General features: G+C 69.9%; 11 protein-coding genes, 1 tRNA gene and 1 pseudogene. 6 read left to right on the forward strand and 7 right to left on the reverse strand.

Translation table 11 applies throughout. The features are described from left to right. Positions 1–79 (forward strand): annotated as a pseudogene (locus A5673_RS07455) (type VII secretion protein EsxI); the annotation flags it as partial. 97 nt (positions 80–176) lie between these two features. On the opposite strand, the gene A5673_RS07460 reads toward A5673_RS07455, so the two are convergent. Beyond that, a complete protein-coding gene (locus tag A5673_RS07460) occupies positions 177–2,162 on the reverse strand; it encodes a TPM domain-containing protein (RefSeq protein WP_068229275.1) in 1,986 nt (661 codons plus the stop codon). A gap of 51 nt (positions 2,163–2,213) precedes the next feature. Between A5673_RS07460 and A5673_RS07465 the strand changes: the two genes are divergently transcribed. From A5673_RS07465 to dnaG, 3 genes are read left to right on the forward strand one after another with little or no spacing between them, the layout of a single operon-like run. Continuing rightward, a complete protein-coding gene (locus tag A5673_RS07465; RefSeq protein WP_068229278.1) occupies positions 2,214–3,491 on the forward strand; it encodes a deoxyguanosinetriphosphate triphosphohydrolase in 1,278 nt (425 codons plus the stop codon). A 15-nt stretch (positions 3,492–3,506) separates the two neighbouring features. Then, positions 3,507–4,109, forward strand: a complete 603-nt coding sequence (locus A5673_RS07470) for a superoxide dismutase family protein (protein WP_082958602.1) — start codon at positions 3,507–3,509, stop codon at positions 4,107–4,109. A gap of 26 nt (positions 4,110–4,135) precedes the next feature. Continuing rightward, the gene (dnaG, locus tag A5673_RS07475) at positions 4,136–6,070 is read left to right on the forward strand and encodes a DNA primase (RefSeq protein ID WP_068229281.1); all 1,935 of its coding nucleotides are present in this window, start codon (positions 4,136–4,138) and stop codon (positions 6,068–6,070) included. On the opposite strand, the gene A5673_RS07480 is transcribed toward dnaG, so the two are convergent. Continuing rightward, entirely contained in the window at positions 6,045–6,311 is a 267-nt protein-coding gene (locus A5673_RS07480; RefSeq protein ID WP_068229303.1) for a hypothetical protein, read from the reverse strand. The genes dnaG and A5673_RS07480 overlap by 26 nt on opposite strands. 130 nt (positions 6,312–6,441) lie before the next feature. Here A5673_RS07480 and A5673_RS07485 point away from each other — a divergent pair. Next, positions 6,442–6,517, forward strand: a tRNA-Asn gene (locus A5673_RS07485). A 103-nt stretch (positions 6,518–6,620) separates the two neighbouring features. Continuing rightward, positions 6,621–7,229 (forward strand): muconolactone Delta-isomerase family protein, encoded by a 609-nt coding sequence (locus A5673_RS07490; RefSeq protein ID WP_068229284.1) that lies wholly within the window; start codon positions 6,621–6,623, stop codon positions 7,227–7,229. A gap of 4 nt (positions 7,230–7,233) precedes the next feature. Here A5673_RS07490 and A5673_RS07495 read toward each other — a convergent pair whose 3' ends face one another. The 5 genes from A5673_RS07495 to A5673_RS07515 all read right to left on the reverse strand — a co-directional run. Continuing rightward, complete coding sequence (locus A5673_RS07495; protein ID WP_068229287.1) at positions 7,234–8,721, reverse strand: NAD-dependent malic enzyme; 1,488 nt, start codon at positions 8,719–8,721, stop codon at positions 7,234–7,236. Positions 8,722–8,780: 59 nt separating this feature from the next. Next, complete coding sequence (cysE, locus tag A5673_RS07500) at positions 8,781–9,464, reverse strand: serine O-acetyltransferase (protein WP_068229289.1); 684 nt, start codon at positions 9,462–9,464, stop codon at positions 8,781–8,783. Positions 9,465–9,466: 2 nt separating this feature from the next. After that, the gene (gene cysK / locus A5673_RS07505) at positions 9,467–10,399 is read right to left on the reverse strand and encodes a cysteine synthase A (protein WP_068229290.1); all 933 of its coding nucleotides are present in this window, start codon (positions 10,397–10,399) and stop codon (positions 9,467–9,469) included. A gap of 277 nt (positions 10,400–10,676) precedes the next feature. Next, positions 10,677–10,949 carry a hypothetical protein gene (locus A5673_RS07510; RefSeq protein ID WP_068229294.1) on the reverse strand — a complete coding sequence of 91 codons (273 nt, stop codon included), beginning with the start codon at positions 10,947–10,949 and terminating at the stop codon, positions 10,677–10,679. Between the two features lie 141 nt (positions 10,950–11,090). Further along, on the reverse strand, positions 11,091–15,007 hold a 3,917-nt coding region (locus tag A5673_RS07515; RefSeq protein WP_068229297.1), incomplete at its 5' end, for a bifunctional nitrate reductase/sulfite reductase flavoprotein subunit alpha.

Below are 15,007 nucleotides of genomic sequence, written 5' to 3' on the forward strand. Positions count from 1 at the left end.
CGCCCACGGCCAGAAGGTGCAAAGCGCCGGCAGCAACATGGCCAGCACCGACAGCGCCGTCGGGTCCAGCTGGGCCTAGCGGAAACCGGCTGACGGCGGCTCGCCGCCGTCACCGTTGAGAAGTGCTAAGCCGACCCCCGGGCACTGGGTGCCCGGGGGTCGGTTTGTCTGCAGGGTCAGAACCGGCCGCCGCCACCCATGAGGCCGCCGCCGGACGAGCCCGACGAGCCGAACGAGGTGGGGCTCCAGCCGCCGAACCCGCCGCGCATCGCCCCGCTGAGCACGTTGCCGATGATGATCCCGCCGATCATGGCGCCGGTGTCGCCGCCGCTGCGGCCGGCGTAGACGCGCTGGGCCTGCTGCACGTCGGCATTCGCCAGGGCCTGCGCCTGGGCGGCCAGCGTCGACGCCGCGTTGGCGTGGGCGATCGCCTCGCTCAGGTTGGTCGCCCGCTTGTCCTGCGCGGCCCGCAGGTGCCGTCCGGCTTCGGCAAGCCGGGTCCGCGCCTCGGCTCCGATGCTGCCCCGACGGGTGTCGATGTATTCGGAGACGCCGCGCACCCGCGCCTGGGCGGTGAACAGTGCCTGCTCGAAGGACCGGTTGAGCCGCTCGGCGTTCGCCTGCTCCTGGGCCACCACGTCCAGAACCCGATCCAGTTCGGCGCCGGCCTTGCTGAGCCGGGCGAATGCGCCCAGGGGATCGGCGGATCCGCCGGTGGTGCGCGAATAATCCAATGCCCCGGTCGCCGAGTCGCGGGCCGCGGTCAGCTCGGCCGCATGACCCGACGCGCCGCTCGGCGCCTTCTGCAGCCGTTCGTCGGCGCGCCGGACGGCCGCACGGATGTCGTCGACGACCGACGGCAGCGCCGCGATGGCGTGCCGGATGTCGGTGGCCGCGTTGTCGATCGCATCCAGCAGCGCTCGGGCTTGCCCGAGGGCCGATTCCGCGGCGTGGTAGGCGTCCACCAATCCCGCCTGCTTGCCGAGCTCGGCGTGGCCGGCGAGCTCCCGGGCCGCACTGATGTTGCGGTCGGCGAACGCCAGCCGCTCCTTGGCGCCCGCCACATTGCCGGACACCGACGTCAGTGCCGTCGCGTCGAACTCGTTGCGCAATTCGGCCAGCCGCTGTTCGGCGGGGTCGATGCGGCTGGTGAGTTCGACGTACTGTTCGGTCAGCGCGTCCAGCCGCGACGGGGCGTTGAGCACCAGATCGCGCAGCTTCTCGAATGCCTCCGTCTGCGATTCGAGTTCGCGGTCGGCGCGCTGCGCCGAGACGATCACCCGGGTCAGCAGTTCGCGGCGTTGCGCCGGCGTCTCGGGCACGCTGTCGTCAAGCTGATGACGGATCGTAAACGCTTGCGACAGCGCCGCTTTGGCGTTGTTGACCGCCTCGGTAAACGGTTGGGTCCGCGCCTCGCCGAACTCGTCGATCGCCAGGCTCAGCTCGTTGGCGCTGGTGCGCACCGCGTTGTCGACATCGACCACCATCAAGCGCGACAGGTCGTCGAGGGCCTCCAACGGCACGGCGGCCAGCGCGGTGGCGTCGGTGGGATCGACGCGCCGACCGGCGGCCAACGCGGCGGCGCGCCGCCGGCGACGGCGGTAGCGCATCACGACCAGCAGCGCCACGACGGCAAGGGCGATGACAAGTAACGCGACCAGCAAAAAGACGCGGCCCGACGATGGCGGCGAGGTGTTGAGCCCGTTCGCCGCCGCGACCGCGGCACCGCTCCAGTCCCCGTTGTGCAGGGCCGGTTCAATCTTGTTGCGGCGCAACTGATCAACTTGGCTCGCCTTGATGTTCTTGATCGCGGACGGGACGAGGAACGCGTACGCCCGGCCCGTGGTGGCCACGGCCAGCAGCGCGTCGTAGTCGCCGAGCTCGCTGGCGGCCCGGGTGCGCCTCGCCCAGTCCTCCGCGCTCTGCCCGGAGAAGTCGTCGACGTAGACCACCCACAGCCGGACGTGGCGAGCGGCGTAGAGCTTGTCGGTGGCGGACGTCACCGCGGCCCGGCCGGAATCCGACAGGACCTTCGCGCTGTCGGTGACCTGGGCCGGCAGCGGAAACGGCGGTTGTGCGCCGGCCGGCGGTGCCAGCAGCAGCGCCCCGCACAGGCCCGCGAGGACCGTCAGCATCACACCGAGCAGGCGAGCAGTGCGCATAGGTCAATGTATCCCGCCTTCCCTGGCAGACTGTGCTTCGGTGATGGACAGGTGACCACGCAACAGCAAGACCCATACGACGACTTCGACCGCCAGCGGCGGGTGCGCGAAGCGCCGAAGAGTGCGGGCCTGCCGGGCACGGAAGGCCAGCACCGTACCGACTTCGCCCGCGACCGGGCGCGTGTCCTGCACAGCGCCGCGCTGCGCCGCCTGGCCGACAAGACTCAGGTGGTGGGGCCGCGCGAAGGCGATACCCCGCGGACGCGGTTGACGCACTCGCTGGAGGTGGCCCAGATCGGGCGGGGAATGGCGGTGGGGCTGGGTTGCGACCTCGACCTCGTGGAGCTCGCCGGCCTGGCCCACGACATCGGGCATCCGCCGTACGGGCACAACGGCGAGCGCGCGCTCGACGAGTTCGCGGCCGCCCACGGCGGCTTCGAGGGCAACGCGCAGAACTTCCGGATCCTCACCAGCCTCGAGCCCAAAGTGCTTGACGAGCAAGGAAATAGCGCGGGGCTGAACCTGACCCGGGCGGCCCTGGACGCGGTCACCAAATACCCGTGGACCCGCGACGAGGGTAGCGCCCACGGGATGCGCAAGTTCGGCTTCTACGGCGAGGACCGCGAGCCGGCGGCCTGGGTTCGCGCCGGCGCGCCGGCGCAGCGGACCTGCCTGGAAGCCCAGGTCATGGACTGGGCCGACGACGTCGCCTATTCGGTGCACGACGTCGAGGACGGCGTCGTTTCCCAGCGGATAGATTTGCGCGTGCTCGCCGACGATGACGAGGCGGCCGCGCTGGCCAAGCTGGGGGAGAGCGAGTTCTCCCGGGTCAGCGCCGACGATTTCATGGCGGCGGCGCGACGGCTGTCGGGCCTGCCGGTGGTCGCCGCGGTGGGCAAGTACGACGCCACGCTGGCGGCGTCGGTGGCGCTGAAGCGGCTGACCAGTGAATTGGTGGGCAGGTTCGCCTCGGCCGCCATCGCGACCACGCGCGCGGTCGCCGGACCCGGGCCGTTGGTGCGCTACCGCGCCGACCTGCAGGTGCCCGACCTGGTCCGCGCCGAGGTCGCGCTGCTGAAAATACTGGCGCTGCAGTTCATCATGTCCGACCCCCGGCACCTGGAAACCCAGGCCCGCCAGCGTGAACGCGTCCACCGGGTGGCGCACTGGCTGTACGCCGGGGCGCCTGGAACGCTTGACCCCGTCTACGCCGCGGCGTTCACCACCGCGCCCGACGACCGGGCCCGGCTGCGGGTCGTCGTCGACCAGCTCGCCTCCTACACCGAGGGCCGGCTGGAGCGCATCGATACGAGCCCGGCGACTCGATAGCGTTAGGCTCCCGGCATGACCAAAATCGCCGCCGCCGCCGTCTTGCTGTCGCTTCCCGTCGTGGCGGTGACCGCCTGCAGTTCGCCCCAGCACGCGACCAGCGAGACGGGCACCACGCCTCCGGTCCACAGCGCTCCGCCGGGGACGTCGGCGACGTCGAGCCCGGCGCCCGCCGCGGGATCGCTCACCGCGAACCTGAAGACGGCCGACGGGAAGGAAGTGGCTACGGCCACCTTCGATTTCAGCAACGGCTATGCCACCGTCACGGTCAAGACGGTCGCCGGCGGCATCCTGGCGCCCGGCTTCCACGACATGCACGTCCACCAGTTCGGCAAATGCGAGCCCAACTCGGTCGCCCCGACCGGCGGCCCGCCCGGCAACTTCCTGTCCGCCGGCGGGCACTTCCAGGCACCGGGCCACACCGGGATGCCCGAGAGCGGTGACCTGACGATGCTCGAAGTGCGCCAGGACGGTTCGGCATACCTGGTGACCACCACCGACGCGTTCACCCGGGACCAGCTGCTGGCCGGCGACAAGACCGCTCTGATGATCCACGGCGCGCAAAACAGCCCCAACGCGATGGACCGGATCGCGTGTGGGGTCATCGGGACGAGCTGACGCGGCCGGCGTCCTAGACTGAGCCGATGGCCGGCCGGATCTCTGATCGCGATATCGCCGCCATCCGCGAACGGGCCCGCATCGAGGACGTCGTCGGCGACTACGTGCAGCTGCGCCGCGCCGGCGCCGATTCCCTGAAGGGCCTGTGCCCGTTCCACAACGAGAAGTCGCCGTCGTTCCACGTCCGCCCCAACCACGGCCACTTCCACTGCTTCGGCTGCGGCGAGGGCGGCGACGTGTACGCGTTCGTCCAGAAGATCGAGCACGTCAGCTTCGTCGAGGCGGTCGAACTGCTCGCCGACCGGGTCGGCCACACCATCAGCTACACGGGCCCGGCCACCAGCGTGCAGCGCGACCGCGGCAGCCGCAGCAGGCTCGTCGCGGCCAACGCGGCCGCGGCGGAGTTCTACGCGGCGGCGCTGGAATCCGACGAGGCGGCGCCGGCCCGCCGGTACCTGGAGGAGCGGAACTTCGACGCCGCGGCGGCCCGCCACTTCGGCTGCGGATTCGCGCCCTCCGGCTGGGACTCGCTGACCAAACACCTGCAGCGCAAGGGTTTCGAGTTCAAGGAGCTGGAGGCGGCCGGCCTGTCGCGGGAGGGGCGCCGCGGCCCGATGGACCGCTTCCACCGGCGGCTGTTGTGGCCCATTCGCACGTCGGCGGGCGAGGTGATCGGGTTCGGTGCCCGCCGGCTGTTCGACGACGACCCGATGGAAGCCAAGTACATCAACACGCCCGAGACCCTGCTGTACAAGAAGTCGGCGGTGATGTTCGGCATCGACCTGGCCAAGCGTGACATCGCCAAGGGGCATCAGGCCGTCGTCGTCGAGGGCTACACCGACGTGATGGCGATGCACCTGGCCGGGGTCACCACCGCCGTCGCCTCCTGCGGCACCGCGTTCGGCGACGAGCACCTGGCCATGCTGCGCAGACTGATGATGGACGACAGCTTCTTTCGCGGCGAACTGATCTACGTCTTCGACGGCGACGCGGCCGGCCGGGCGGCCGCGCTCAAGGCGTTCGGCGGCGAGCAGAACCTGGCCGGCCAGTCCTTCGTCGCCGTCGCACCCGACGGCATGGACCCGTGCGACCTGCGGCTCAAGTCGGGTGACGCGGCGCTGCGCGACCTCGTCGCGCGGCGAACGCCGTTGTTCGAGTTCGCCATTCGCACCACGCTCGCCGAAACGGACCTGGACAGCGCCGAGGGCAGGGTCGCCGCGCTGCGCCAGTGCGTGCCCATGGTGAGCCAGATCAAGGACCCCACGCTGCGCGACGAGTACGCCCGCCAGCTCGCCGGCTGGGTGGGCTGGGACGACGTCGCGCAGGTCATCGAGCGGGTGCGCACGGAAGCCAAGAAGTCCAGGTCCGCGGCTCGGGGTGGGCCCGGAGCCGAGCCGCCCCGCCGGTCCGAGCGGCAGCCCGTCCCCGCGGCGCGCGCCGAGCCCACGGAATCGCGAGCGGCCCGTCCCGACCCCCGCGATCCGATCCTGTGGCCCCAGCGCCTGGCGCTCAAGTCGGCGCTGCAGTACCCGGCGCTGGCCGGCCCGGTGTTCGACACCCTGACCGTCGAGAGCTTCACCCATCCGGGCTACGCCGCCGTCCGCGCGGCCATCGAGGCGGCGGGTGGCACGTCCTGCGGTCTCACGGGAGCGGAGTGGATCGAGGCGGTGCGCCAGCAGACCACGTCCGCGCTGACCGCGGGCCTCATCAACGAGCTCGGGGTGGAGCCGATCCCGACCGAAGACGACGAGAAGCTACCCCGCTACATCGCCGGGGTGCTGGCCCGCCTGCAGGAGGTCTGGATGGGCCGTCAGATCGCCGAGGTCAAATCCAAGCTGCAGCGCATGTCGCCCATCGAGCAGGGCGACGAGTATCACGCGCTGTTCGGCGACCTGGTCGCCATGGAGGCCTACCGGCGCAGCCTGTTGGAGCAGGCTAGCGGGGACGATCTGACGGTGTGAGCGCCGGCTCGGCGGGCCGCTCGACCACGGCCGTCTGCTCGTCGATCTCGGCCAGCGTCACGAACCCGCTGTCGGGGGAGATCCGGTTGGCGACCTTGCGGCGCCCCCCCTCGATCATCGACTTGGCCATGGGACTGCTGGTCAGGGCGCGATAGGTGCCCACGATCTGCTCGTATCGGCGCCGCCCGGCCTTCGAGCCCAGCACGTAACCCAGTCCCAGCACCACGACATACCGGATCAAAGCGTTCCTCCCGACGATCGATGGCTCCATCCTGCCTCACTCGGCCGGGTGTGTGCGCGGTCGATCCCCGTATCCTGCTAGTTGGGCGCGGTCAAACCAGTACGCTAGAGTCGTCCCGCGATCGTGTTGATCCCCTGTAGCTCAATTGGCAGAGCGTTCGGCTGTTAACCGATAGGTTCCTGGTTCGAGTCCAGGCGGGGGAGCCAAGCCAGGCTGTCGGGTGGATCCCAGGCAAAATCTCAGCATTCACACTCGATGGCGCTCCGGACGGCGTGAATCTACTGTGAGCACAACTCAATAGGAGGGCTCATGGAATTCCTCGTCACCATGACCACCCAGGTGCCGGAGGGAACGCCGGCGGAGGTGGTCGACGACGTCCGGGCCCGGGAGGCCGCCTGTTCCCGCGAGCTGGCCGCGCAGGGCATCCTGTTGCGCCTGTGGCGGCCGCCCCTGCAGCCCGGCGAATGGCGCACTCTCGGCCTGTTCGCCGCCGACCACGAGGACCAACTCGAGGAGGTGCTCGCCTCGATGCCGCTGCGCGTCTGGCGCACCGATCGGGCAACGGTGCTGACCGCCCACCCGAACGATCCGGCCGGGCGCGCGGAGCAGGGCCCGGGCGGGGCCGCGGAGTTCCTGACGACGATCACCATCGGCGTCCCGCACGGCGTCGCGCCGGAGGTGGTCAGCGACGCCGTGTCCCGGGAGGCCGACCGCGCCCGCGAGCTCGCCGACCACGGGCACCTGGAGCGGCTGTGGATGCTGATGCCCGAGCCCGGGGAGCCCCGCGCGCTGGGCCTGTGGCGCGCCCCGGACGCCGAGGGAATGGAGGCGATCCTGGAATCGCTCCCGCTGCGCCCATGGATGGGCGTGGAAACCACGCCGCTGACCGCGCATCCCAACGACCCGGCGAGCGCCTGACGACCTAGTCGTAGACGGGCCGCCACATGGTGTCGAGCACGGCCTGCCGGACGTCAGGGTGCGTCCTGGTGGCCACCCCGTCCTCGACGGCGGCGTGGTAGACCGCCTCGGCGACCGCGCCCGAAATGTCGCGCAGGTTCCGCACATCCGGCAACAACGAGTCGCCGGGGCCGCTCGGATTGGCTTGGCGCACAATGGCTCTCGCCGCCGCCTGCAGCATGCCCGGGGTGACCAGCCGGGCGCGGGCGACGATGATGCCCAGCCCGATCCCGGGGAACACCAGCACGTTGTTCGCCTGGCCGATGGTGTAGGTGGTGCCGTCGCACTCGACCGGGGCGACGGGTGTGCCGGTGGTGATCAGCGCCTTGCCCCCGGACCACCGCAGCACGTCGGCCGGCTTGGCCTCCATGTGCGAGGTGGGGTTGGACAGCGGGAAGATCATCGGCCGCTCGCAGGAGGCGGTCATCGCCTCGATGACCTCCTGGTCGAACGCGCCGAACACCGTCGACGAGCCCAGCAGAATGGTGGGCGCGGCCAGCTTGATCGCGTCCACCAGGCCGACCCGATCCCCGCCGCCCACGCCCAGCCGCTGTCGGTTCTTCGCGTAGGGCACCTGGAAGGCGCGCAGGTCGTCCATGTCGTCGAAGAGCAGGCCCTGCTTGTCGATCGGCCAGATCTGCGCCGCGGCCTGGTCGGCGGTCGCGCCGTCGGCGATCATCGCGTCACGGATCTGGTCGGCCACGCCGATCCCCGCGGTCCCGGCGCCGAAGACGATCACCGTCTGGTCGCGCAGCGCAACCCCGGTGACGTGGCAGCCGCCGTACGCCGCCGCCACGACCACCGCGCCGGTGCCCTGGACGTCGTCGTTGAACACGCAGTAGTGGTCGCCGTAGGTCTGCAGGATCTTGCGCGCGTTGAGCGGCTCGAGCGACACCGCGAGGCAACGGCGCGGATCGATGCCGCCGCCGGCGGTGTAGAGCGCCAATTTGCCGACGGCGATTTGGATTCCGCCCACGCCCCAGTCGCCGATGCCCAAAATCGCTTCGGCGTCGGTACAGACGATCAGGTCGACGTCCTCGGGTCCCAACCCGAAAGTTTCGAAGGCCTCGGCGATCTCGTCCGGCTCGTCGATGGTCAGGAAAAGCCCACGCTGCCCGCGGTATTCGTCGGAGAAGCGTTGAATGGCCTCGCCGACCGTGGGCGTGTAGACCACCGGCATCAGCTCGGTCAGGTGGTCCTCCAGCACCTTGTAGTACAGCAGCTCGTGCCGGTAGTGCAGCTGCTCGAGGAGCAGGTTGCGGCCCAGATCCGTTGCCATGCCTTGCAATTGATGCCACACCCGGTCGGCTTGTTCGTCCAGCGTGAGCACGGCCGAGGGAAGCCTGCCGGTGAGCCCCAACCGTCGCCGCTGCTCGTGGGTGAAGCCCACCCCGCGATTCAGGCTTGGCGCGGCCAGCGCCGCCGGGATCCGCGGCGTGCAGGGATCGCTCATTACGCCACCGTAGCGCCGATCGCGGTTAACGCGCCTTGAAGATCATCGGAAGGCCGACGTCAGATGGAGAAGTCCTCGCCGTGCCACACGCCGGCCTCGGGGGGCCGGATCACGCGGCCATTTTGCTGCCCGTCGTTTTGCGCCTCCAGCTTGGCCACCCGGGTGAGCAGTGACTGCAGGCTGACGCCGACGAGGTCGGGCATCATCGAGTCGTCGGGGGTGCCTCGTCCGGCGCGGCTGACGACCTGCCCGGGGACGCCGACCACCACCGAGCCTGACGGCACCGGCTTGACCACCACGGCGTTGGCGCCGATCCGGCTGTCGTCGCCGATCTTGATCGCGCCGAGCACTTTGGCGCCGGCGCCGATGGTCACCCGGTCGCCGACGGTCGGGTGGCGTTTGCCGGTGTCCGCGCCGCTGCCGCCGAGCGTGACGCCGTGATACATGTGGACGTCCTCGCCCACCTCGGCGGTCTCCCCGATCACCACGCCGGTCGCGTGGTCGATGAACAGGCCCGCGCCGAGGACGGCCCCGGGGTGGATGTCGACCCCGGTCAGGATGCGGGTGAATTCGGCCAACGTCCGCGCGGCCACCCGGGCGCCGCGCTGCCACAGCCAGTGGCTGACCCGGTGGGCCCAGACCGCGTGCACGCCCGGGTAGGCGAAGATGACCTCCAGCGTGGTTGGGCTGGCGGGATCCCGTTCCCGCGCCGCCTGGATGTCCCGCCGCATGGCTGCGAGCATTCTCAGTCCTTCACGTCGGCGAACAGCGGCGTGCTCAGGTAGCGCTCACCGAAGTCGGGCAGGACGACGACGACGAGCTTGCCGGCGTTCTCCGGCCGGCGCGCCACCTGCAGGGCCGCGACCGCGGCCGCGCCCGAGGAGATGCCCACCAGCAGGCCCTCCTCGGTGGCCAGCCGCCGCGCCAGGCTGAGCGAGTCGTCGTTGCCGACGGTGATGACCTCGTCGACCAGGTCCATATCGAGGATCGGCGGGACGAAGCCGGCGCCGAGGCCCTGGATCGGGTGGGGCCCCTTCTGCCCGCCCGACAGCACCGGCGACGCCGCCGGCTCCACGGCGATGAACTGCGCCGACGGCTTGCGCTCCTTGATGACCTGGGCGACACCGGTGATGGTGCCGCCGGTCCCGACGCCGGCCACGAAGATGTCGACCTTGCCGTCGGTGTCGCGCCAGACCTCCTCGGCCGTCGTCGCGCGGTGGATCGCGGGGTTGGCCTGGTTCTCGAACTGCTGGGGCACGAAATACCGTTGATCCGTCTTGGCCAGCTCCTCGGCCTTGGCGATGGCCCCCGGCATCCCGTCCGCGCCGGGGGTCAGGATCAGCTCGGCGCCGTAGGCGCGCAGCAGCATGCGCCGCTCGATGCTCATGGTGTCCGGCATGACCAGCACGCACCGATAGCCGCGCGCCGCGCACACCATCGCCAGCGCGATCCCGGTGTTGCCGCTGGTCGGCTCCAGGATGATCGTGTCGGGCTTGATCAGGCCGGCCTGTTCGGCCGCGTCCAGCATGGCGACCCCGATGCGGTCCTTCACGCTGTTGGCCGGGTTGAAGAACTCCAGCTTGGCGACGACGTCGGCGACGGCGCCTTCGGTGACCCGGCGCAGCCGGACCATCGGTGTGTTGCCGATCAGCTGGGTGACATCCTCGGCGATGCTCATCAAATTTCCTTCGGCGGTGTCGGTTCGGGTTGGTACACGGCTCGGCGGCTACCCGGAGATACGAATTCGATGGCCTTTTTCTTCCTGGGCAAGCGCGCAGGGCCTGTTTCAGCGTCAGAAGCCGTCAGGAATCAACAACAACAACGACAACAAGAATCCACGGCGGGGCGGCGCGTAAGGACGAGGCGCGGCTGTGTGGCCTGTTGCATAGCCCCACTATAGGACATCCGCACGTCGCGCCCGGTTTGGCTCGTTGCCGGTCAACGGCGCTCGCGCTCTACGGTTTGACGTAGTCTTTCGCCGGTTCGGCGCTCGGCGCACCATCCGTGGCCGCGGTTTCGCAGACGCAGACTTGCGTGTCGCCGTGCACCCACCGCCACAGCTGGCTGCCCTGCCTGCGCATCACGTGTTGGACGTAGACCTTGTCGCGTTGGTTCTGAGAGAACGCCAGATCCAGGTTCACGGGCAGCCCGGCCCAGTCGACCTGGCCGGCGGCCGACGCCCGGCCTTCGGGATGCCGCTGGCACTGCAGCGGGCAGACGCGTTTCATGACCCGATCGGGTCCCTCAGACTCCCGAGCCACGCCCACGGTCCCTCCTCGACGCAACCAGCTGAGGAAATGGTGCGTCGGGGATGTTTCGGCCGCGGGTGTGCGACGTTTCGGTCGTATTAAAGGCTCGCGGGTGGGCCGTTAGTAGACGTCGCGGTGGTAGCGCTTGTCGGCGCCCAGGGACTGCAGGTAGGCCTTCGCCGCGTCCGGCTCGAGCTTGCCGTGCTCGGCCGCGATGTCGCAGAGCGCGCGGTCGACGTCCTTGGCCATGGGGTCGGCGTTGCCGCAGACGTACAGCTGTGCGCCGTCCTGCAGCCAGCGCCACAGCTGGGCTCCGCGGTTGCGCATCAGGTGCTGCACATAGACCTTGTCCCGCTGATCTCGCGAAAACGCCAGGTCCAGTTCGGTCAGCAGCCCGTCGGCGCGCATCTGCTCGATCTCGTCGCGGTAGTAGTAGTCGGTGGCGGCGTGCTGTTCGCCGAAGAACAGCCAGTTGGGGCCGGTGTGCCCGAGGGCGCGACGTTCCTGCAGGAAGGCACGGAAGGGCGCGATCCCGGTGCCCGGACCGATCATGATCATCGGGGTGTCCGGGTCGCTGGGCGGCCGGAAGTTGCTCGACTGCTGCAGGAAGACGGCGACGCGATCGCCCGGGGAGCGGTCGGCCAGGTAGGTCGAACACACCCCGCGGCGTGGGACGCCCTGGAAGTTGTAACGCACCGGCGAGACCGTCAGGTGGACTTCGGCGGGACACTCTTTGGGGCTCGACGAGATCGAATACAGCCGCGGCTGAAGGCGTTTGAGGACCCTCAGCCACTCGTGGGCCGATGCGTAGACCGGCAGCTGCGCCAGCAGGTCGATCGACTGGCGCCCCCATGCCCAGTTGCTCAGGGCCGCCCGGTTTTCGGGCTTCAGCAGCTCGGCCAATTTCTGGTCGCCGGTGCGCTCTTGCACGAACCGCACCAGGTCCCGGCTGATGTGGGCGATCTCGATGCGCTCGGTCAGCGCCGAGCGCAACGACATCAAGCCGTGTTCGCCGACCTCGACCGGGGTCTGCCCGTCCAGTCCGGTGACCGACAGCCATTCGTCGACCAGCCGGTCGCTGTTGCGCGGCCACACCCCGAGCGCGTCACCGGCCTCGTAGCTGATCGTGTCTTCGGGCACGCGAAACACCAACTGCCGCACGTCCTTTGCCGATTGCGGCTGGCCCAGCTTGATGTTGCGCGCCATGTCGGTGATCAGGGGACGCTTCTTGGTGTAGCCAACCGCCTGCGAGCCGCCCGCCGCCCTGCTCGGCGCGGGCGCGGTCGCCGTCGCGCCGCCGTCCCGCCCGGCCGGCGCCGGGGTGCGGGCCAGCGTGCGGATGACCCCGCTCAGCCAGGCCGTTGCCGCGTCCTCATAGTCAGGTTCGCAGTCGGCCCGGTCGACGATGCGGGTCGCGCCCAGCTCGGCCAGGCGCTCGTCGAGCTTGCGGCCATGGCCGCAATAGTCGTCGTAGTTCGAATCGCCCAGCGCGAGAACGGCGTATCGGGTGTCGGTCAGCCGTGGTGCGCTGTGCGAGGTCAGCGCCCGCCACAGGGCGGCGCCGTTGTCCGGGGGATCGCCGTCGCCGGTGGTGCTGGTGACCAGTAGCAGCTCCCGCGTCGCCGGGAGCCGCGCCGCGGGAAAGTCGTCCATGCCGTGCAACGCGACGGGCACGCCGGCCTCGCCCAATCGCGCCGCGACGTCGGCGGCCAGCTCCTCCGCGTTCCCGGTTTGCGAGGCCCACAACACCACGACCGGCGCCCGGCCGTTCGACGAATCCGGCTGGGAAGGTGCGCCGTTCGGCGCGGCGGTGGGCAGCTCCGGCATCGGGCCGGGGAGGTCGCTGCGGCCGAACATCCCGGCGAGAACACCGTCCACCCACAACCGGGTACGGGTGTCGAACGGTGCGCTGACAGGCAGGGTGGGTACCCCGACGGCGCGACGGCCCGCTTCGGAACGCAACCCCGCCAGCATGCCGGCGAGGTAGGAGCGGCCCCGCTCGTCGAGCTCCGGGGCGGGTTCGTCTGCTACGCCGAACAATTCGGCGAGGGCGTCGACGCGTGACACACTGTCCCGTCCGGGTTCTCGCGTGTCGGCGGCGACCGCGGGTTCGGGTGCGGGCGCCAATTCGGGCTCGGCGGCCGCGACCTTGGTCAGGGTGACCGCGCAGGCCTTGAACTCGGGCTGATGCGACAGGGGGTCGACCGCATCGTTGGTGACGGCGTTGATAGACAGGTACTCGCCGAAGGCGTCGTTCCAATGGAAGGGGGCGAAGCAGTTGCCTGGCCGCACCCGGTCGGTGACCACGGCGGGCAGCACGGCGCGGCCGCGGCGCGACGAGACTTCGATCCGGTCGCCTTCCGAGACCTGCAGTCGCGCGGCGTCGTCGGGGTGGATCTCGACGAACGGCCCCGGGTTGAGCTTGTTGAGCTTGGCGACCTTCCCGGTCTTGGTCATGGTGTGCCACTGGTGCGGCAGGCGCCCGGTGTTCAGCAGGAAGGGGTAGTCGTCGTCGGGCATTTCCTCGGGCAGCAGGTGCGGGCGGGCGAAAAACACCGCCCGGCCGCTCGGCGTCGGGAAGGCCAACGCCGGCGCGGTGCCGTCCTCGCGAACCAGTCGGGTCTGGCTGATTCCGTCGTTGAGGTAGCGGATCGGGTTGCGGTCGGCGGTGCCCTCCGGTGGGCACGGCCACTGCAGCGGTGTCCGCCGCAACCGGTCGTAGCTGGCGCCGCGCAGGTCGTAGCCCGTGGCGGGGTTGGCGAACCGCTTGATCTCATCGAAGACCTCCTCGGCCGAGGCGTAGCTGAACGCGTCCGAGAAGCCCATCGCGCAGGCGATCCGGGCGATGATCTGCCAGTCCGGCATCGCCTGACCCGCCGCCTGGACGCCCGGCTGAAACAGGGTCAGGTTGCGCTCGGAATTGATCATCACGCCCTCGGACTCCGTCCACAGCGTGGCGGGCAGCACGATGTCGGCGTACTCGTTGGTCTCGGTGTCCAGGAACGCGTCCTGGGTGATCACCAGGTCGGCGCGCTCCAGGCCGGCCAGCACCGTCCGGCGATTGGCTACGCTGGCAACGGGATTGGTGCAGATGATCCAGCACGCCTTGATGTCGCCGTCGGCCATGCGGGAGAACATGTCGATCGTGCCGGTGCCCACCTCGGTGCGCAGCGAGCCGCGCGCAATGCCCCAGACGTCCTCGACGAACTCGCGGTCGGCCGCCGACAGCACCGAGCGTTGCCCCGGCAGACCCGGTCCCATGTAACCCATTTCGCGGCCGCCCATGGCGTTCGGCTGCCCGGTGAGCGAGAAGGGGCCGCTGCCGGGTTTGCAGATCGTGCCGGTGGCCAGGTGCAGGTTGCAGATCGCGTTGGTGTTCCACGTGCCGTGGGTGCTCTGGTTGAGGCCCATCGTCCAGCAGCTCAGAAAGTTTTCGGCCTCGCCGATCCAGGCCGCGGCGGTGCGGATGTCTTCGGTTGGGATGCCGGTGATTTCGCTGACCGTGCCGGGGGTGTACTGCTCGAGGAAGCTCGGCATCACCTCCCAGCCCTCGGTGAACTGGGCGATGAAACCCGGGTCCGTCTGCCCGTTCTCGACGATCAGGTGCAGCAGGCCGTTGAGCAGCGCGAGGTCGGAGCCGGGGGCGATCTGGAGAAACAGGTCCGCCTTGTCCGCGGTCGCGGTGCGACGCGGGTCCACCACGATCAGCTTCGCGCCGGCCTTGACGCGGTCCATCATGCGCAGGAACAGGATCGGGTGGCAGTCGGCCATGTTGGAGCCGATGACCAAGAAGACGTCCGCCCGGTCGAAGTCTTGGTAGGAGCCGGGCGGCCCGTCCGCCCCGAGGGACAGCTTGTACCCCGAACCCGCGCTGGCCATGCACAGCCGCGAATTCGACTCGATCTGGTTGGTGCCGATGAATCCCTTGGTCAGCTTGTTCGCCAAGTACTGGGCCTCGAGGGACATCTGGCCGGACACGTACATCGCGAAGGCGTCGGGGCCGTGCTGGTCGATGATCGACCGCAGCGCCCAGTGGC

Source organism: Mycobacterium sp. E3198 (genome assembly GCF_001667015.1).
Lineage (GTDB): Bacteria > Actinomycetota > Actinomycetes > Mycobacteriales > Mycobacteriaceae > Mycobacterium.